This window comes from Enterococcus sp. BWT-B8 (genome assembly GCF_020567625.1).
Taxonomy (GTDB): domain Bacteria; phylum Bacillota; class Bacilli; order Lactobacillales; family Enterococcaceae; genus Enterococcus_L.
Genome location: NZ_JAJDJV010000005.1, coordinates 1 through 18,179 on the forward strand (window position 1 = coordinate 1; position 18,179 = coordinate 18,179).

The window sequence follows — 18,179 nt, forward strand, 5'->3', positions numbered from 1 at the left end:
GGAAGTGGTCGATCGTTTATTGAAGATTTCTTCTGAATTGAAGGCTGCCTACTTGTATTATCAAGAACTATTGGCATCTTATCATGAGAAAGATGGGAATCACTTCTTCCGCCTGCTTCGCACGATGCCAACGAAGCTACCCGAAGAGCTACGATCGGTAAGAAAAGCTTTCTTCAAGTACGAAAATGGCATTCGTCTTGCTTTGACCAAACCCTATTCCAATGGTCGCTTAGAGAACTTGCACACGCATATTAAAACGCTAAAAAGAGTTGCTTATGGTTTCCGAGATTTTTCAAATATGCGTACCCGAATTTTCTTACTCAACGGCCTTATTCAATACAAATAAAAAACACCGGAGAAGGAGTTCGATTCCTTCTTCCGATGTTCATTGGTGATACTATCAGTCCGATTTGACAAAGAGCCCTGAAAGGTTAAACCTCCCGGGCGCTCTCTTTATTTGAAGAAATAATTATTTTGTCGAACCTTTTTTATCCAGCCCATAAGGCAGAATAACTGTCTTATCTTCAATTTCTTCTTTATTCATCAGCTTTGTCAATAAGCGCATCGCTACCGCACCAATGTCATATAACGGTTGTGTAACGCTTGACAGTTTAGGACGGGCAACTTCAGTCAGTAATGAATTGTTGCTGGTAATAATTTCAAACTCTTCTGGAACTTTCACTCCTGCATCAAGCATTCCATCCAATAATCCAATTGCCAGTTCATCGTCAGTAACAACAGCAGCAGTTGCACCACTGTTGCGTATACGCTCTGCCAAATTAATACCATCTTTAAACTTGTATTCCGATTCAAAAATTAATCCTTCGCTGTATGTCAAATCATTTTCAGCAAGTGCTTCTTTGTATCCGCTCATTCTATTTTTACCATTAATTGGATCAATCAGCGCACCGCTGACAAACGCAATCTCCTTATTGCCATTTTTGGCAAGCAGATCTGTAGCATCCTTAATTGCAGAAGTATAGTCAATGTTCACACTGCCAACCTGTTCGTCTGGATCAATCGAACCAGCCAACACAACAGGTGTTTTAGATCGTGAAAATTCACCGCGAATTTCATCTGTAATATGATGACCCATAAAAATAATCCCATCTACTTGTTTTGCAAGCAGATTGTTTAACACATTCACTTCCTTCTGATCATTTCCGTCAGAATTAGCTAAAATAATATTATATTTATACATTGTCGCTACATCATCAATCCCTCTAGCTAAAGAAGAGAAAAAGATATTGCTGACATCCGGTATAATAACCCCTACTGTTGTTGTTTTTTTACTAGCCAGTCCACGTGCTACAGCATTTGGACGATAATCCAAGCGGTCAATAACTTCCAGTACTTTCTTTCTGGTTGCCGGCTTAACGTTAGGATTACCATTCACTACGCGGGAAACGGTTGCCATCGATACATCTGCTTCACGAGCCACATCATAAATTGTAATCGTTTGTTTTTCCATGTTCTTTTCTCCTAAATTTATATTAGTTTTCATTTTCAGAAAACTTCATTTACATTTCTTATTTAGAATATCAGACTTATTTTCATTTTGCAACCGTTTTTATGCCATTTTCATGAAATTTAATTTCTTTATTTCAAAAAGAAAAAAACAGACTTTCATGGTATGATAAATAAAACGATTTTACATAAACAATAGAGAGAAGGTCTTTTATGAATCAGAACAAAATGAATGAATTAAAAAGTTGGATGGCATCCGAACAAATCGATTTAACCTATATCAGCGATCCTCACCATATTGCTTATTTTTCCGGCTATACAAGTGATCCGCATGAACGTATCTTGGCATTATTCATCGCCTTGGAAGACGACCCTTTCCTCTTCACCCCGGCACTGGAAGTTGAGGACGCAGAAAACAGCAGCTGGGCTTATCCTGTCTACGGCTACTTGGATAGTGAAAATCCATGGGAAAAGATTGCTCAATTGATAAAGAAAACTGGGCTTCCAAAGAAAATAGCAACTGAAAAAGAATTTTTGTCTGTCGCCCGCTTTGACCAGCTAAAGGCATTTTTCCCTGAAGCTGACTTATCAGCAAATGCCGTACCTGTTATTGAAAAACTTCAATTGATTAAAACGAAGGAAGAAATCAATCTCTTAATGGAAGCAGGAAATTGGGCAGATGTTGCATTGGAAATCGGCTTTCAAGCCGTAAAAGAAGGAGCAGCAGAACAGGAAATAATCGCTGAAATTGAGTATCAGTTAAAGCGGAGAGGCGTTCGTGCCATGAGCTTCGACACGCTTGTATTGACAGGAAAAAATGCTGCCAGCCCGCATGGCACTCCAGGAAAAACAACGGTCAAAAATGGCGACTTTGTTCTATTTGATTTAGGCGTGGTCTGGAAAGGCTATTGCAGTGACGTCACACGTACAATCTCTTTTAAAGAGCCTACTGCCTTTCAAAGAGAAATCTATGAACTTGTACTTAAAGCTCAATTAGCAGCTGCAGAAGCGGTGAAACCGGGTATAACTGCAGGCGAGCTTGATACTGTTGCACGTTTAGTCATTGAGGAACAAGGCTACGGTGCCTATTTCAACCACAGACTGGGGCATGGAATCGGAACCACTGTCCATGAATACCCATCTTTAATTACCGGCAATGATTTAGTTATTGAAGAAGGAATGTGTTTCTCTTTGGAACCTGGAATTTATATTCCAAATAATATTGGTGTTCGCATTGAAGATTGTGTCTACGTGACTGAGAACGGCTGCGTACCCTTTACAAAAACGCCTAAAGAATTACAGATTCTCGAATGATCTTTTTGAACTTTTGTCATATAAGCAGCATTTCAGGCTAAACTTTCAGCAATTCATCTTCAATTATTGAAGGAAAGCTCTTTCTTAATTAAAGTAAGCTGCTGATACCTTCCATGCTCAAGAGTATAAACAGGTGATTAAATTACGCTATGCTCTCTGTATTTGACTGTGAATTCAAAATAAAGCTGGAACTTCCTCCCTGAGAGTGTTCCAGCTTTATTCGTATACAATATTTTTAGTATTCAGTTCCTAATTCACTGTTTTATCTACAGCCTCTTTAATATCTTCTTTAGCTTCCTCTGCTTTTTCAGGAATATCAGCAGCTGCGGCTTTTGCTTCATCTTTTCCATCAGAAACAATCTCTTTTGCTTTCTTTGCAGAGTCTTTTACATCAATATAAATATCATCAGAAGTGTCTTCTGCAATACTCTCTAACTCACTCAGGTCATCATTTAATTCATCCGCAGTCTTTTTAAAACGGCTGGATAAATCATTTGTCTGTTTCTTTAGTGTTTCTAAAACTGAATCAGAAACTCCTTGAGCCTTTTCAAAAGAATCTTTAGATTTTTCTTTAATATTTCCTGCAAGATCATTCGCCTGATCCCCTAAAGAATCAGCTTTTTCTTTAGCTATTGATCCAAGTTCATTGCTTTTTTGTTTTGCATATTCTGTATAATCAGATGCTTTTTCTTTTAAATCATCTGCCTGTTCAGATAAATCCCTGCGCAGCTCTTTTCCAGATTTCGGTGCAAGCAGTAACGCCGCAATCGCAGCTGCTGTTCCACCAATTACTGCACCCAATAAAAATCCGCCTTTTTTAGCCATATCTCTATTCCTCCATCTATTATTAATTACTACTTACTTCTTTTTTGATCGCATTGCTCGAAAGGCTGCTCCCCCAACTTTGCTGACAACGCCTGCTTTTGCCGTTGTTTTCCCAACAGCTCCAACTTTACTGATTAGATTTCTGCTTGAAAGATTCAATTCAGAAACACTTTCACTCAGATCAGCAACGGCTTGAAACAAAGGATCAATCGTCGCTACCTTCTGATTGACATCATTTAGAAGATCATTGCTTTTTACGAGCAGTCCCTCCACCTGCTTTGATAAAATGTCCACATCATTTGTGACAACCGAAATTGTTTTATTTGCCTCATCTACCGTTTTTGTTACCTGGTCCACTGTTTTTGATATTTTTACCAGTAGAAACCCGATAAACAATACTAAAACAGCAAATGCTGAAGCAGCTATCAGTCCTGCAATTTCTCCACCTGTCATAATTTTACTCCTTTCAAACATCCATTTTACTTAGCATAACATTTGCTATACTTTTCTACAAATCATTAAATGACTTTTCTCTTATTTATTATACCAATTTCTTTCTGTTCACTCCATAATAAAATATCACAAGTTCCTCAAAAAAATTTATTTCAATGATTATCAAAAAAACAGAAGCGGAGATCTTATCTGCCTCCAGCTTCTGTCCATACAATACTATTTTTCTTTAGGGTTGCTTGCTTTTTCTTCTTTCAGCAATTCCTGCCCCAGCTCAAGCAAATACTGTCTTAAATTATCTTTTACCTCAGGATGTGTCAGACCGTATTCAATACTTGTTTTCATAAAGCCGAATTTATCCCCGACATCATAACGTTTCCCCGTAAATGCTCTGGCAAAGACACGTTGCGTTTTATTTAAGGTATCAATAGCATCCGTTAATTGAATTTCACCGCCGGCTCCTGGTTTTTGATTTTCCAATACCTGAAAGATTTCCGGTGTAAGCAGATAACGTCCAATAATGGCTAAATTACTTGGTGCTTCTTTTGGAGCTGGTTTTTCAACAAAGTTTTTTACATTATACAAGCCCTTTGATACTTCTGTTTCCGGATTAATAATTCCGTATTTAGAAGTATCTTTATGAGGTACTTCCATAACAGCAAGTGTTGACGCATGTGTTTCCTCGTAGTCATTGATCAGTTGTTTCGTCAATGGAATTTCATCATCCATAATATCATCACCAAGCATAACCACAAACGGTTCATTGCCAACAAAAGCTTTTGCCTGTAAAACCGCATGTCCCAATCCTTTAGGATGCGACTGGCGAATAAAATGAAGATTCACATCTGTCGTTTCTTCAACCAGTTTTAATAATTCTGTTTTATTTTTTTCTTTCAAATTTGTTTCTAATTCAACATTTGAATCAAAATGATCTTCAATTGGACGCTTTGCTTTTCCTGTGACAATCAAAATATCTTCAATTCCTGAAGCCAAAGCTTCTTCTACAATAAACTGAATTGTCGGTTTATCGACAATCGGCAACATTTCTTTCGCCATTGCCTTTGTTGCCGGTAGAAATCTTGTTCCCAATCCAGCTGCTGGAATGACTGCTTTTTTTACATTCATTTTCAATAGTTCCCCCTTTATTAGAATTCACTTTCTGTTTTTCCATCACGCAGCATGATTTCTTTTGCTGCCTGTTTTACCTCTTTTTGTTCGTATAATACCTGATATATAGCCGTAGTAATCGGCATATCGATATGCATCTGTTCAGCCAATTCATAGGCTGCCTTGGTCGTGGAAACTCCTTCGACAATCATCCCCATATTTTCCAGAATTTCATCCAAACTATGCCCTTTTCCTAAAAGGTTGCCTGCCCGCCAATTCCGTGAATGAATACTGGTACAGGTGACAATCAGATCTCCAACACCGCTTAAACCAATAAAAGTCATTGGATTCGCCCCCATCGCAACACCCAAACGGCTGATTTCTGCTAACCCTCGTGTCATAATTGCAGCCTTTGCATTGTCTCCAAAGCCTAAACCATGAATGGCACCGGCACCTAATGCAATAATGTTTTTTAAAGCAGCACCGGTTTCGACACCAATAACATCCTTATTCGTGTAAATCCTAAAATAGCTGTTCATAAACAATTTCTGTACATATACTGCATTTTCTATAATTTCACTTGCTGCAGTAATTGTCGTAATATCATGAACGGCTACTTCTTCAGCATGACTTGGTCCTGAAAGAACAACAATTCCTTTGCGTTTATCAGCTGGTATTTCTTCCATCAGCACTTCAGAAATCCGCTTATGTGTTCCTTGCTCCAAGCCTTTACTTGCATGGATAATCAAAGGCTGGTTTTCAGCCGCTGCAGCAAATTCTCTTGCCACTGCGCGCATTGCCTTAGTTGGAACAACAAACAGTACTGCATCAACGTCTTTGATACATTCGGCCATTGTTTTCGTTCCTTTAATAGACTCAGGAATCACTAAATCCGGCAGATAGTGCTTATTTGTATGATATTCATTAATTTCATCAATCTGTTTTGGATTATTTCCCCATATTCGCACATCATGACCATTTTCAGCCAATACTTGTGCTAATGCTGTTCCCCATGAACCGGGGCCTAAAACAGCTATCTTTTGTTTCATCGTATATTTCCCTCCTAAAATGGAATCTGTTCATTGCCTGAATCTATTCTCTGATTCCCTATTCGCTTTTTTGAGAAAGCTGTTGCTCTCGATTATAAAAAGGCAGTTTTGCATTTCTTCTGCGAACGGCAAGTAAAACAATCGCACCAACAAATAATATAATCGATAAAAGCTGAGACACTCTGATTAAGTCAAATACATACAAACTGTCTGTTCGCAGACCTTCTATAAAGAAACGGCCAAAAGAATACCAAATTACATAAAGAAGAAATATCTCTCCTTCTTTTAAAAAGTTCTTTTTCCTGCGTAATAAAATAAGCACGATAAAGCCCAAAACACTCCAAATTGATTCATAGAGAAATGTCGGCTGACGGTAAATGCCAGCTATATTCATATTCTCTATGAGGAAATTTGGTAAATGCAGACTTTCCAAAAAACTTCTAGTTGTATCAGGTCCATAGGCCTCATGGTTCATAAAATTCCCCCATCTGCCGATTCCCTGCGCCAGAATGACACTTGGTGCTGCAATATCTAAAAACAGCCAGGTAGATATAAAACGATTTCTTGCAAAGAAAAACAATGCAAGTCCGCCGCCAATCAATCCGCCATAAACAGCAAGACCTCCATTTCTAATTAAAAAGATATCAATTGGATTCTTCAGGTAATCCTGCCATTCAAAAATAACATAATAGAATCTGGCTCCGATGATTGCACTGGGAAGCCCCCAGATCATGAAATCAACCACATCATCTGATTGCATTCCAACTCGAACTGCTTCTCTGCTGCTTAGCCAGACAGCAAGAATAATCCCGGATACAATAATTATTGCATACCAGTAAATTTCAACTCCCAGAATACGGAAAGCCACCGGACTGAGTTGAGCCAACATGTGAATTCCCCCTACATCCCCGAATTTTCTTCAATTAAGCTTGTCAATCTATTTTCAAATTCCTTCGTAGCATCATACCCCATAGTTTTAGCACGAAAATTCATTGCAGCAACTTCTATAATAATAGCCACATTTCGCCCCGTCTTCACTGGTATACGTATTTGAGGAACATCCACGTTGCCAATCTCAATCACTGCATCATTACTGCCTAAACGGTCATATTGCTTATCTTTTGCCCAAGCTTCAAGATATACAACCAATTGAACCTGCATAGATCCTCTGACTGCACTTGCACCAAAAAGATTCATTACATCAATAATACCAATTCCTCTAATTTCTATCAAATGTTGCAAAATTTTTGGCGGTTCGCCAACCAATGTCAGTTCATCCTGCTGATGAACATCAACACGATCATCTGCAATCAAACGATGCCCGCGCTTTATCAGCTCTAATGCTGTTTCGCTTTTCCCAATTCCACTATCCCCCTGAATCAGCACTCCCAAGCCATAGACATCCACTAATACCCCATGAACACTTGTACGACTTGCCAGTTCGCCATCAAGAAAGCTGGATAGCTCCCCCAACAAACGTGAAGTAGAAATCGGTGAGCGAAGAACAGCCATATCTTTTTCTTTTGCCGCCTGAATCATCTCTTCAGGAACGTCCAATCCTCTGGAAATGATAAAGCCCGGTGTATCTTCTGAGCACATTCGCCGTAACACAAGCAGTCGTTCTTCTGGAATCATTCTTTCCGCAAAAGCAATCTCTTTATTTCCAAAAAGTTGCAGCCGATCATGAGAATAATAATTAAAGTAGCCCGTTAACTCTAAACCGGGACGCGAGATATCTCCTGTTGTAATTATTTTATCCAGTGCTTCTTCAGAACCAAAAACAATTTCTAAAGAAAGCTTTTCCACTAATTGACGAATTTTTACAGTTTCTGTCATAAAATACGACTCATTCCTTTCTTCTCTTCGATCTATTTTATCATTTCAATCAATAACTTTCTACCTATATTAATTTAGCCTATTGTTCAAGGAACGATTGCTCTTGACTATTTTGTCAGCCGCAGTATACTTAAACTGATTTTAAAATAAGGTCAGGTATTGATATATGAACGAGCAACTCAAAAAGGAAGCAAAGAAACTGCCTCTTTCTCCCGGCGTTTATTTAATGAAAGATAAATCTGGAACAATTATTTATATAGGAAAAGCAAAAAAGTTAAAAGAACGTGTCAGCAGTTATTTTATTAAGAACAATCAGCATTCCAACAAAGTTAAACGAATGCTTGTTCAGCTGTCTTCTTTTGATGTCATTCATGTTGATACCGAACTCGATGCCTTATTGCTTGAATGTCGTTTAATTCAACATTATCGCCCCATGTATAATCGGCAAATGAATGCTTTTGAAAGATACAGCTATTTGGAAATTCATGAAGGCGAAACATCTATTCGTCTTCACAAGTCTCCTTATCCCGAGGCAAAGTACTCTTTTGGTCCTTATGCAGGCTATCAAAAAATCCCTGAAGTAATAGCAATACTGGAAAAACTCTATCAGCTAAACCCCAATGATGCATGGCAACGTTTATTCCATCGATCAGATGAGACAAAACCATTAAAATACCTTGTCCTAAAAGAACTTTTACAAGCGTTTTCCGGTGATTCACAGGATATAGAAAAACGTATCGAAGAAAAAATGCTGGAAGCCTCCGAGCAAATGCAGTTCATTCAGGCTGCTCGCTGGCGGGATGATGGAAAATTCATCCGGACTTTCTTCTATAAAAACAAACAGCTTCTCTTATCTCCAATTAATCAAAAAGAATGGCATGCACTGTGGCTCCCAATGGATCATACAGTAAAATGCTACCTGATTTATCAAGGTCTAATTGTTACTGAAAAAGTGTTTCCAGAAAAAATTACCAGCAGTAGTCAAAATATGCAGCAAGCTGCCCAAACATTGCTTTTAAACATCACAGAGTATCCAGATTCTCTTAGTACCTATTCCAAAAAACAGATCGACTTTGTGGCGATCCTCCACCTTTATCTTAAACGTATTGAGGAATACCAGTTATTTCCTATAGAAAAAGAATAGACGTGCCTTAAGGCCCTCGTCTATTCTTTTTCTTTATTTAAATTATGCTCACTGACAACGGCATTTACGAGTGACATAATGACTGCCATCAATAGCGCAGCACCAAAACTCGAAAAGCCAAAATTCATCTCTCCCACAAAGTAGGAGGTCATCTTTAAAATTACCGCATTTACAACAAAACTAAATAATCCAAATGTCAGCAACGTAAATGGCAGTGACAAAATTGTCAAAATTGGTTTGACGAACATATTCAATATGGATAAAACAAATGCCGCAATTACAGCTATTCCCAAGCTTCTAACATGAATCATGTTTGGAAAAACAACTGCCAGCGAAACAAATATCAAAGTATTAACGACCAAACGTTGAAAATAGGTCATTAAAAGTCACTCCAGTCATCATCATCCATTTTTTCAGCTTGTTTTCTTTCATGCCTTTTATAAGGATTTTCATTTCTTACGTTTCTATTGTAGTTATATGGGTTACTGCTTCCTTTACGTGGAGAAGGAATGACAATCGCTAAAATGATGTACACAAAAATTCCAGGGAAAGCTGCTGAAAAGAAACTGATAATCACAAATAGTACACGCACAATTGTCGGATCGATACCCAGCCACTCGCCGATACCGGCTAAAGTTCCAGTAAAAACTACGTTATTAGAAGATTTCGTCAATCTTTTTCTCATTTTAATCTCACCTCTTATTCCTGATAAGTTGATTATTTTTCAAAAAGCCGGGACAAAGTTCCTGTTAAACGTTGTCCCACGCTCTACTATAACTTTATTGGTTAATTACTTATATATTTATTTGTCTGTATCTTTCAAATAAATATTTCCTGTTGTTGTAGAAGCATTGATTTGAGCCATTTGCTCATCGGAAACACGTCTGAATTGAAGCAGCTGATTCGTACGTTCTTTTTTCTTACGGATCACTTCATAGTCTGACAATCGACTGTTAATACTGCCTAAGCTTGTTTTAACAGTTCCTTCAATACCAAGCATCAGCGGTAAAGCAATTTTTACATTCCCGTTCACTGAACTTGCTTCAATTTTTTTCAACGTATTTTCCTTTACAGTAATTCGAATATCTCCGTTGATTAAAGAGATTGCAATCGTTTGAGGAGTTGCTGCAACTGTAACTGTACCGTTTACTGTTTCGATAATATTATCCAGAATTTCTCCTTTAAGGACTTTAATATCGCCATTTACTCCTTCTACTTCCAACATCGTTGCATTGATGTCGTTAAAAGTAATTGAGCCGTTTGTAGACTTCGTATAAACATCTTTTGCTTTTAATTCTTCCACCGTGATATTACCATTCAGTAATTTAACAGATACATGATCATATGTACGTGCAGGTAGATAGAATACAAGGTCAGCTCTTACGCGTTTATTTGGAATTTGGAATGAAATGACTTCATCATCCACATCAATCTGACTTCTTTCAAGGAAGGCTTCCAAAGGTGTGTCTCCGTCCATTTTACCATAGAGTTTGATCTTTCCTTCCACTTTTACATCATCCTGATCCCATGTTTTGAAAACAACATTTCCGTTGGCCACTTTCACATCAATCAAGCTTGCTTCAACAGCAGGATAATTAAACTCATGGTCAAATTTCGTTGTAGCCACACCCGGTACACGGAAATTAATATCTTTCCATTCAACGTTTTCGTTAACCGTTTCAGCTACTGTACTGAATGTTTTCTTTAGGAATGAACCTAATTGAGAACCGGCTTCACTCATTTTTTCGCCAACCTGATTTATTGTATCAGTTGCCTGCTCTTTCCAGTCATCCGGAATATCAAATTTTGAAGTTACACGATCCTTTGTTTCAGTCCATTGTTCTTTACGTATATTTTTCAGTTCTGCTTCCAACGCAATCTTTTCCTGACTGCTATCAGCCAGAGAATCTTCTAGCTTTTTAAGCTCTTCTTCCAAATCAGCTCTTATTTTCAGATCTTCTTCAGAAAGCTCACCTAGTTCTTCCTTGGTGTTCAGCTCCATCAGAGCTTCTTGCGTTTCTTTAATTTCTTCTTTGATTCCCGCAATCTCAGCATTTACTTCATCCAGTTCCACAGAAGCCTGATTTGCTTTAGTTGCCAGCTCATCTAAAATCTTTTCCAAATTTTTTCGATCTGCTTCTATACTCGCTTTTGTTTGTTCTTCAAAAGAATCAGCAGCGCTTTTCTCGTCTTCCACTGTTTCTTTTTCAGATTCTAACTCATCTAATAAATCAGCAACTTGGTCACTTTCTTTTGAATCAACATTCGTAGTTGTTACATCTACTTCATCTGCAGCTTTTTTTATCTGTTTTTCATCTTTTTCAGTTGCCAGGTTTTCTAATAAGACCAAGGCTTCCTCAGATGACAGGATTCCTTTTTTTACTAAATCCAGTACTCTTTCTCTTTCTTTCATGGAAATTGCCTCCTTAGCAAATTTTTCACCCTAAGGTGTCTTCCTTACATGTATTATTATGCCTTTTTTTCATTTCTTTGTCATAGGACTTAAGAATGAATTTTCCCTCATTCTTAAGGACATTCAAAAAACACAGCAATTCTCCGCTTTCTTATCTGGTTTAATCATAAAACATTTCATAATGGATGGTCAATTATTACTGATTATTTTATATAGAAAGAAAACAATTTAGAATCGGTATGAATACTCTAGCGGCGAGTCTTTTCATAATTTCTACAGATATCGCCATTATAAACCCTCGCTTATGAATCACATAAACTGTATTTCTTCCCATGACTACCGCTTAAATTCCTGAAAAAGCCATTCCCTCAATAGTTTTCAGACAAACCCTAGTACTCTGAGCAAATTATAAATTGCACTAAAAAATAGTCTATACATGATGTTCTTAGAAAATTTTAAGCTGTTTCTATAATTTTTACAGCTAGTTTGACTCCAGTTAGGGATAAAATCAGCATTTTCTGCCGAGTTGCTCCCGTTCTGGCTCCACGTTTCTTGGATTAAAAGTATAACCTTTTTTAATTCGGTCAGTACACTGGTTTTCTGCTGGATACTTCATTTTATCAGCGGAAAATTAAAAAATAAAAATTTTTTGTAATCGAGTTGCCTTTCTTCAAAAAAAATAGGTCTGTGACATTAATATGTCCAGAACCCTTAAAACCGAATAAATGGTGTTACAAATCCTCTCCATGCTTCGAGGATCAGAATGAAGCCCCTCAATTCTTAGTGGCTCTGCCATTTAGAAATTGATGAGATCGAAACGAAGTGTAGTGTTGTGTAGTGTAGTGAGAACCGTAGACGAAGAAAAATGGATACAGTGTAATGTTTTGTCTAGAGAATCGTTGGACTCGTAGAGACAGCAGCTCTGCTCCGCATACCGTTCTACTACATCAAGTGAGCTAGTTTCATTCAAGAAATACTTATCGAAACTACGCATACCATTCTGCTAAAGTGCGAATATAAGCAGAAGCGGCAAAGTAGAACTAGCACTTGTCGGTCCTAATCTGTGCCGATTAATCGCAGGCAACATCTCGGAAATAAGCCGAATGCTCTCAAAAATATAGACAGCTCCAAGTAGATATCAATCCACAGCTATTCATTTCATAAATAGTGTTCCATGACAATTTTGGGTTTGTCCTTCTTGGTGTCATAAATCACTACGATTGACTTGTCAGAGTAGATGATACATGATACCTACTTGATTATCGGCGCTGAACTTCTGCTCCTGCGATTACTCATCGCATGGAGACGCTTTGTCACAACTTCGTCGTACTATTCATTTAATTATTCATCGTGATTGGTGTTTAATTCAGTAATTTTTCCTGTTGCAAGATAGACAATCCATTCACAGATATTCGTTACATAGTCACCAATTCTCTCCAAATATGTTGCCACATGAAGATAGTCTGTTCCGCTGATTACTGTTTCGGGATTTTCCTGCATGCTTCTAACCGAATTTTTGTAGATACTGTTAAAGTAGTCATTCACAGTATCGTCCATTGTAGCAATCATACGTGCATCCTTTTCATCTGTTTTCACATAGGCGATCAATACATTGTCCACCATTTTTTTCACAAAATCAGACATATCGGATATTTCTTTCTCAATTTCAGGAATTCGTGTTTCTCCTTTTAAGCGGATTGCTGATTTTGCGATGGAAACAGCATGATCTGCCATTCTTTCCAAATCAGAGCTGGCTTTCATCACTGTAATGATCATTCGTAAATCAGTTGTCACCGGCTGCTGTAAAGCAATCATTTCAAAACTTTTCTTTTCCAGCTTTACTTCCATGTCATTGATTTCAGTATCATAATCAATCACTTCCTGAGCAAGTTCCTTATTGTGGTCAATATAGGCACGAACAGACTTATGAACTGCATTGCTCACCATCATTCCCATTTCATAAAATTGATTATGCAGATTTAATAATTCTTCTTCAAACTGGCTGCGCAGCATATACCTTCCTCCTTACATTCTCTGTATGTAAAGTAATCGTCTAAAATTTTTCGACTACTTTCTTCTTTTTTCTCTTTCAATAATATTAATTCCCTGCAGCCTTCTAAATAAATCTGTGATTCAGACTTATCCAAATTTCCCTGATATATAATCTTCTGTTTCTTTTTTCTTCGGATTCAAAAAGATTTTTTTCGTATCGTTAAATTCTATCAGTTCTCCCTGCAAAAAGAAAGCTGTCTTATCAGAAATACGAGAAGCCTGAGACATATTGTGTGTAACCATAATCATCGTATATTGTTCTTTCAATGTCAGCAGCATACTTTCAATCTTCCCGCTCGATACAGGATCCAGAGCACTGGTCGGCTCATCAAGCAAAATAATTTCAGGATTTACTGCTAATACTCTGGCAATACAGACTCTCTGCTGCTGTCCTCCAGATAAAGATAACGCACTTTTATGCAGTTTATCTTTCACATCATCCCAAACAGAAGCAGCTTTCAGGCTTGTTTCCACCACTTCGTCCAGTACCTGTTTATCCTTTTCACCTTTTAAACGCAATCCATATATGACATTTTCATATACGGAAAACGGAAAAGGATTAGGCTGTTGAAATACCATGCCGATTTCTTTACGAAGCTCTACAGTATCTGTTTTAGGTCCGTAGATATCTTTTCCTTTATACATAACACTGCCAGTTATCGTTACCCCCGGAATCAGATCATTCATTCGATTTAACGACCGCAGATAAGTGGATTTCCCACAGCCGGACGGGCCGATCATTGCCGTAATTTCTCCCTGATTAATCGAAAGATCGATTCCCTTCAGGGCTTCTTTTTTCCCGTAATATAAATGCAGATCCTTGGATGAAATAATTTCTTTTGTCATCTTTTTCCTCCTAACCAAAATGTCCGGAAACATAATCTTCTGTTGCCTGTATTTTTGGTCGCGTAAAGATTTTACGTGTTTCGTCGTATTCAATAACTTTTCCTAAATAGAAAAATGCTGTTTGATCACTGATACGTGCTGCCTGCTGCATATTGTGCGTTACAATAATAATTGTATAATTGTCTTTCAGGCTGACCAGTGTTTCTTCCACAGTTCCTGTTGAAATAGGGTCCAATGCACTTGCCGGCTCATCTAATAAAAGAATATCCGGTTTCATTGCAATTGCCCGTGCAATACACAAACGTTGCTGCTGACCTCCGGATAAAGCCAGCGCACTCTTATTCAAATTATCTTTTGCCTGATCCCACAATGCAGCCTGCTTCAAGCTTGTTTCAACAATTTCATCAAGTTTATTTTTATCTTTTTCCCCATGCTGTTTCAATGCAAAAGTAATATTTTCGTAGATTGATTTGCTGAACGGATTTGGACGCTGAAACACCATACCGATTCGCTTACGCATTTCATAGACATCAACCTTCTTACTATTCACATCCACACCTTTATACATAATTTTCCCTGTAATCCTGGTGTTTGCAATTCCATCGTTCATTCGATTCAACGAACGCAGATAAGTGGATTTTCCACAGCCGGACGGCCCGATAAGCGCAGTAATCTTGCTCTTTTCAAATTGAAGGTCTACGCCCTTAATCGCTTCATTGTCACCATACCAAACATGCAAGTCCTCTGTATAAAGAGCAATGGGCGTCTCTTCAGGATTTAACTGGATAATATTTGTTTCATTCAAATTATATTCTTTCATTTGTCTACCCCTAACATTACGCTGATGTCAATCGCTTGTGCAGTTTATTTCCGATAAACCGGGCACCAAAGTTGAATAACAAAACAACGATGATTAAAACTGCAGAGGCTCCTGCTGATACTGCCGGACCATCCGGCATGGTTCCTTCTGAATTGATTTTCCAGATATGAACAGCTAATGTTTCCGCCTGTCTGAAAATACTGATTGGACTGGAAATACTCAATGGATTCCAATTACTGAAATCCAAAGCAGGTGCGCTTTGTCCAGCTGTATAAATCAAGGCGGCTGCTTCGCCAAATATCCGTCCTGAGCTCAAAATCAGTCCTGTCAGAATTCCCGGCATTGCTTCAGGTATAATGACCTTTCTCACTGTCTCCCAGCGAGACAAGCCTAGAGCAAGTCCCGCCTCACGCTGTGTGTAATGTACAGCTTTAAGCGATTCTTCCACATTTCTTGTCAGTAAAGGCAGATTAAAGAACGTCAGTGCAAGTGCACCAGAAATAATTGAAAACCCGTAACCGATTTGAACAACGAAAACTAAAAAACCAAAAAGACCTACTACGACTGACGGTAATGAGCTCAAAATTTCAATAGAGGTTCGAATCACATCTGTCAGCCAATTCTTTTTTGCATATTCCGATAAATATATTCCTGCTCCCAGAGAAATCGGCATACTGATAAGCATTGTTATTAATAGCAGATAAAGAGAGTTAAATAATTGAATCCCAATTCCTCCGCCTGCCTGATAAGCTTTAGATGGTGTTGTCAGGAAGCTCCAGGAAATATGAGGGAGTCCTCTAAATAGAATGAACAGCAGCAACGCTGCCAATAACAGGACGATGACTCCGGAAACGGTATAAAGAACACCTGTTGCTATTTTATCAGCTTTTTTAGCATTCATTATTTCAACGCTCCCTTCCTGCCAATAATTCGAATGATAATATTAAATAATAAGGACATTAGGAGTAAAATCAGAGCCAGTGACCAGAGAACATTGTTCTCAACTGTGCCCATAATTGTATTACCGATTCCCATCGTTAAGATACTTGTCAATGTTGATGCCGGTGTTGTGAATCCATTTGGCATGACAGCAGCATTACCAATAACCATTTGAATAGCCAACGCTTCACCAAACGCCCGAGCCATTCCAAACACAACAGCTGTCAGAATTCCTGGAACAGCCGCTCTTAAAACTACTTTATAGATTGTCTGCCAACGTGTTCCCCCTAAAGCCAGAGACGCTTCCCGGTAGTGACGTGGAACAGCTTTTAAGGCATCGACAGTCATCGTAGTAACCGTAGGTAAAATCATAACAAACAGAACAAATGTCCCAGCCAAAATACCAAAACCAGTTCCTCCAAAGATCGAGCGGATAAAGGGTACAATCACTGTCAGTCCGATAAAACCGTAAACCACAGAAGGAATACCCACTAATAATTCAATAACCGGTTGCAGAATTTTTGAGCCTTTTTTCGGGGAAATTTCCGTCATAAATACTGCTGCACCAATAGCAAAAGGTGTTGCAATAATGGCTGATAGAAATGTCACTATGAATGACCCCGTAATCATTGGAAGCGCACCAACCATTGGCTGTCCGCCAGGTCCAGTCGCACTGGGATTCCAATCTGTTCCAAATATAAAATCAAAAACATTTATTTTATCTACAAAAAAGGTTGCCATACCTTTGCTTGCTACGAAATAAAAAATTGAAAGTACCACGAGTACAATTAGAGCAATACATAAGAAACTGATAAATTTTCCCCGTTGCTCCATTCTTGACCGTTTTGATTTTGTCAGTAATTGCTTCTGCACATCTTCCAAGAAAACCCCTCCTTGAGCACTATAAGATAAATTCAAGTCTACGCGTTGAATATCAATTTGCATTTAATAACATGTAAATCTTATGTTAAGTTTGTAAATTTTGTGTAAAGATGATTAATTGATTAAATTTCCTTCCCAGTCCCGTTCAACTTTCATTTTGGAAACAGGAATGTACCCCAGCTGTTCAACAATCTCTCCCTGCACCTGATCCGACAGCATAAATTCAAGAAAATCCTTTGTTAATTCTTGCGGTTCGCCCAATGTATACATATGTTCATAGGACCAGATTTTCCAGGCGTTTGTTGTTACATTTTCATCCGTTGGTTCTATGCCATCAACGCTTAATGTCGCAACCTGATCATTTACATATGAAAAAGCCGTATAGCTGATTGCTCCGGGCGTATCTGAAACAATAGATCGAACCATCCCGCTGGAATCCTGTTCTTGTGCCTTTACAGCTGTCTGACCATCAAGAACCCATTGTTCAAAAGTTGCACGTGTACCGCTTCCTGAAGCACGATTTAATATAACCACTTCCACATCGGTACCGCCCAGTTCGCTCCAGTTCTTTATTTCTCCAAGAAAGATCTTTCTCAGATTTTCCAATGAGATATCAGTCACGCCGATATTTTTGTTTACAATTGGGGTAATTCCGGCAACTGCTACTTTATGATCAACCAGTTTATCGGCATCAATCCCTTTTTTCTCTTCTGCAAACAGATCAGAATTTCCTATTTCTACAGCACCGGCCTGAACCTGGCTCAGCCCAGTTCCGCTTCCGCCGCCCTGAACATTGATGAACCTTCCAGGGTTACTGTTTTGGTAGGCTTCACTTGCGGTTTCCACCAAAGGCTGCAACGCAGATGAGCCGACAGCAGTAATTGATTCTCCACGATCAATCCAGCTGGCACAGCCTGAAAGTCCGACCAAACTAATAAAGCTAAAAAGAATGAATAATTTCGTTTTCATTTTTCAACAATCCTCCAAATACTTTCATTCAGTTCATTTTAACATTAACATTGGAACTTGAAAATT

At 38.3% G+C, this 18,179-nt stretch carries 19 protein-coding genes; 3 read left to right on the forward strand and 16 right to left on the reverse strand.

Annotated features, from left to right (window positions below; all coding sequences use genetic code 11):
* Nucleotides 1–346, forward strand: a 346-nt coding sequence (locus LI951_RS06370) for a transposase (RefSeq protein ID WP_229441628.1), incomplete at its 5' end; no start/stop codon positions are given.
* A gap of 123 nt (nt 347–469) precedes the next feature.
* Here the strand turns inward: LI951_RS06370 and ccpA are convergent.
* Nucleotides 470–1,471 (reverse strand): catabolite control protein A, encoded by a 1,002-nt coding sequence (gene ccpA / locus LI951_RS06375; RefSeq protein WP_202067124.1) that lies wholly within the window; start codon nt 1,469–1,471, stop codon nt 470–472.
* 209 nt (nt 1,472–1,680) lie between these two features.
* Here ccpA and LI951_RS06380 point away from each other — a divergent pair, with 209 nt between their 5' ends.
* A complete protein-coding gene (locus LI951_RS06380; RefSeq protein WP_229441629.1) occupies nt 1,681–2,781 on the forward strand; it encodes a M24 family metallopeptidase in 1,101 nt (366 codons plus the stop codon).
* Between the two features lie 249 nt (nt 2,782–3,030).
* Here LI951_RS06380 and LI951_RS06385 read toward each other — a convergent pair whose 3' ends face one another.
* The 6 genes from LI951_RS06385 to hprK form a co-directional block, all read right to left on the reverse strand.
* Nucleotides 3,031–3,606, reverse strand: coding sequence for a YtxH domain-containing protein (locus tag LI951_RS06385; RefSeq protein WP_202067126.1), 576 nt, complete (start codon nt 3,604–3,606; stop codon nt 3,031–3,033).
* A 33-nt stretch (nt 3,607–3,639) separates the two neighbouring features.
* On the reverse strand, nt 3,640–4,059 hold the full coding sequence (locus tag LI951_RS06390; protein ID WP_229441630.1) for a DUF948 domain-containing protein: 420 nt from the start codon (nt 4,057–4,059) through the stop codon (nt 3,640–3,642).
* 216 nt (nt 4,060–4,275) lie between these two features.
* Complete coding sequence (galU, locus tag LI951_RS06395) at nt 4,276–5,181, reverse strand: UTP--glucose-1-phosphate uridylyltransferase GalU (protein WP_202067128.1); 906 nt, start codon at nt 5,179–5,181, stop codon at nt 4,276–4,278.
* A gap of 20 nt (nt 5,182–5,201) precedes the next feature.
* Nucleotides 5,202–6,212, reverse strand: a complete 1,011-nt coding sequence (locus tag LI951_RS06400) for an NAD(P)H-dependent glycerol-3-phosphate dehydrogenase (RefSeq protein WP_229441631.1) — start codon at nt 6,210–6,212, stop codon at nt 5,202–5,204.
* Nucleotides 6,213–6,270: 58 nt separating this feature from the next.
* Complete coding sequence (gene lgt, locus LI951_RS06405) at nt 6,271–7,101, reverse strand: prolipoprotein diacylglyceryl transferase (RefSeq protein ID WP_229441632.1); 831 nt, start codon at nt 7,099–7,101, stop codon at nt 6,271–6,273.
* Between the two features lie 11 nt (nt 7,102–7,112).
* A complete protein-coding gene (gene hprK, locus LI951_RS06410) occupies nt 7,113–8,048 on the reverse strand; it encodes an HPr(Ser) kinase/phosphatase (RefSeq protein WP_202067131.1) in 936 nt (311 codons plus the stop codon).
* A gap of 166 nt (nt 8,049–8,214) precedes the next feature.
* Between hprK and LI951_RS06415 the strand changes: the two genes are divergently transcribed.
* Complete coding sequence (locus tag LI951_RS06415; RefSeq protein ID WP_202067132.1) at nt 8,215–9,192, forward strand: GIY-YIG nuclease family protein; 978 nt, start codon at nt 8,215–8,217, stop codon at nt 9,190–9,192.
* Between the two features lie 20 nt (nt 9,193–9,212).
* On the opposite strand, the gene LI951_RS06420 is transcribed toward LI951_RS06415, so the two are convergent.
* From LI951_RS06420 to LI951_RS06460, 9 genes are all read right to left on the reverse strand, one after another.
* The gene (locus LI951_RS06420) at nt 9,213–9,572 is read right to left on the reverse strand and encodes a phage holin family protein (protein ID WP_202067133.1); all 360 of its coding nucleotides are present in this window, start codon (nt 9,570–9,572) and stop codon (nt 9,213–9,215) included.
* Nucleotides 9,572–9,877 (reverse strand): PspC domain-containing protein, encoded by a 306-nt coding sequence (locus LI951_RS06425; protein ID WP_202067134.1) that lies wholly within the window; start codon nt 9,875–9,877, stop codon nt 9,572–9,574. Before LI951_RS06425 ends, LI951_RS06420 begins: the two co-directional genes overlap by 1 nt.
* Nucleotides 9,878–9,994: 117 nt before the next feature.
* Nucleotides 9,995–11,605 carry a daptomycin-sensing surface protein LiaX gene (liaX, locus tag LI951_RS06430; RefSeq protein WP_202067135.1) on the reverse strand — a complete coding sequence of 537 codons (1,611 nt, stop codon included), beginning with the start codon at nt 11,603–11,605 and terminating at the stop codon, nt 9,995–9,997.
* A gap of 1,341 nt (nt 11,606–12,946) precedes the next feature.
* Nucleotides 12,947–13,618 (reverse strand): phosphate signaling complex protein PhoU, encoded by a 672-nt coding sequence (gene phoU, locus LI951_RS06435; protein ID WP_202067136.1) that lies wholly within the window; start codon nt 13,616–13,618, stop codon nt 12,947–12,949.
* 126 nt (nt 13,619–13,744) lie between these two features.
* Complete coding sequence (gene pstB / locus LI951_RS06440) at nt 13,745–14,503, reverse strand: phosphate ABC transporter ATP-binding protein PstB (RefSeq protein ID WP_202067137.1); 759 nt, start codon at nt 14,501–14,503, stop codon at nt 13,745–13,747.
* Between the two features lie 10 nt (nt 14,504–14,513).
* A complete protein-coding gene (pstB, locus tag LI951_RS06445; protein ID WP_229441633.1) occupies nt 14,514–15,323 on the reverse strand; it encodes a phosphate ABC transporter ATP-binding protein PstB in 810 nt (269 codons plus the stop codon).
* A 16-nt stretch (nt 15,324–15,339) separates the two neighbouring features.
* The gene (pstA, locus tag LI951_RS06450) at nt 15,340–16,224 is read right to left on the reverse strand and encodes a phosphate ABC transporter permease PstA (RefSeq protein WP_202067139.1); all 885 of its coding nucleotides are present in this window, start codon (nt 16,222–16,224) and stop codon (nt 15,340–15,342) included.
* Nucleotides 16,224–17,144 carry a phosphate ABC transporter permease subunit PstC gene (pstC, locus tag LI951_RS06455; protein ID WP_202067140.1) on the reverse strand — a complete coding sequence of 307 codons (921 nt, stop codon included), beginning with the start codon at nt 17,142–17,144 and terminating at the stop codon, nt 16,224–16,226. The genes pstA and pstC overlap by 1 nt, the downstream gene beginning before the upstream one ends.
* A gap of 114 nt (nt 17,145–17,258) precedes the next feature.
* Nucleotides 17,259–18,113, reverse strand: a complete 855-nt coding sequence (locus tag LI951_RS06460; RefSeq protein WP_202067141.1) for a phosphate ABC transporter substrate-binding protein PstS — start codon at nt 18,111–18,113, stop codon at nt 17,259–17,261.
* Nucleotides 18,114–18,179 lie beyond the last annotated feature (66 nt).

Coding starts and splice junctions, on each gene's coding strand:
- ccpA (WP_202067124.1), bottom strand. CDS start 1,471: ATGGAAAAACAAACGATTACAATTTATGATGTGGCTCGTGAAGCAGAT.
- LI951_RS06380 (WP_229441629.1), top strand. CDS start 1,681: ATGAATCAGAACAAAATGAATGAATTAAAAAGTTGGATGGCATCCGAA.
- LI951_RS06385 (WP_202067126.1), bottom strand. CDS start 3,606: ATGGCTAAAAAAGGCGGATTTTTATTGGGTGCAGTAATTGGTGGAACA.
- LI951_RS06390 (WP_229441630.1), bottom strand. CDS start 4,059: ATGACAGGTGGAGAAATTGCAGGACTGATAGCTGCTTCAGCATTTGCT.
- galU (WP_202067128.1), bottom strand. CDS start 5,181: ATGAATGTAAAAAAAGCAGTCATTCCAGCAGCTGGATTGGGAACAAGA.
- LI951_RS06400 (WP_229441631.1), bottom strand. CDS start 6,212: ATGAAACAAAAGATAGCTGTTTTAGGCCCCGGTTCATGGGGAACAGCA.
- lgt (WP_229441632.1), bottom strand. CDS start 7,101: ATGTTGGCTCAACTCAGTCCGGTGGCTTTCCGTATTCTGGGAGTTGAA.
- hprK (WP_202067131.1), bottom strand. CDS start 8,048: ATGACAGAAACTGTAAAAATTCGTCAATTAGTGGAAAAGCTTTCTTTA.
- LI951_RS06415 (WP_202067132.1), top strand. CDS start 8,215: ATGAACGAGCAACTCAAAAAGGAAGCAAAGAAACTGCCTCTTTCTCCC.
- LI951_RS06420 (WP_202067133.1), bottom strand. CDS start 9,572: ATGACCTATTTTCAACGTTTGGTCGTTAATACTTTGATATTTGTTTCG.
- LI951_RS06425 (WP_202067134.1), bottom strand. CDS start 9,877: ATGAGAAAAAGATTGACGAAATCTTCTAATAACGTAGTTTTTACTGGA.
- liaX (WP_202067135.1), bottom strand. CDS start 11,605: ATGAAAGAAAGAGAAAGAGTACTGGATTTAGTAAAAAAAGGAATCCTG.
- phoU (WP_202067136.1), bottom strand. CDS start 13,618: ATGCTGCGCAGCCAGTTTGAAGAAGAATTATTAAATCTGCATAATCAA.
- pstB (WP_202067137.1), bottom strand. CDS start 14,503: ATGACAAAAGAAATTATTTCATCCAAGGATCTGCATTTATATTACGGG.
- pstB (WP_229441633.1), bottom strand. CDS start 15,323: ATGAAAGAATATAATTTGAATGAAACAAATATTATCCAGTTAAATCCT.
- pstA (WP_202067139.1), bottom strand. CDS start 16,224: ATGAATGCTAAAAAAGCTGATAAAATAGCAACAGGTGTTCTTTATACC.
- LI951_RS06460 (WP_202067141.1), bottom strand. CDS start 18,113: ATGAAAACGAAATTATTCATTCTTTTTAGCTTTATTAGTTTGGTCGGA.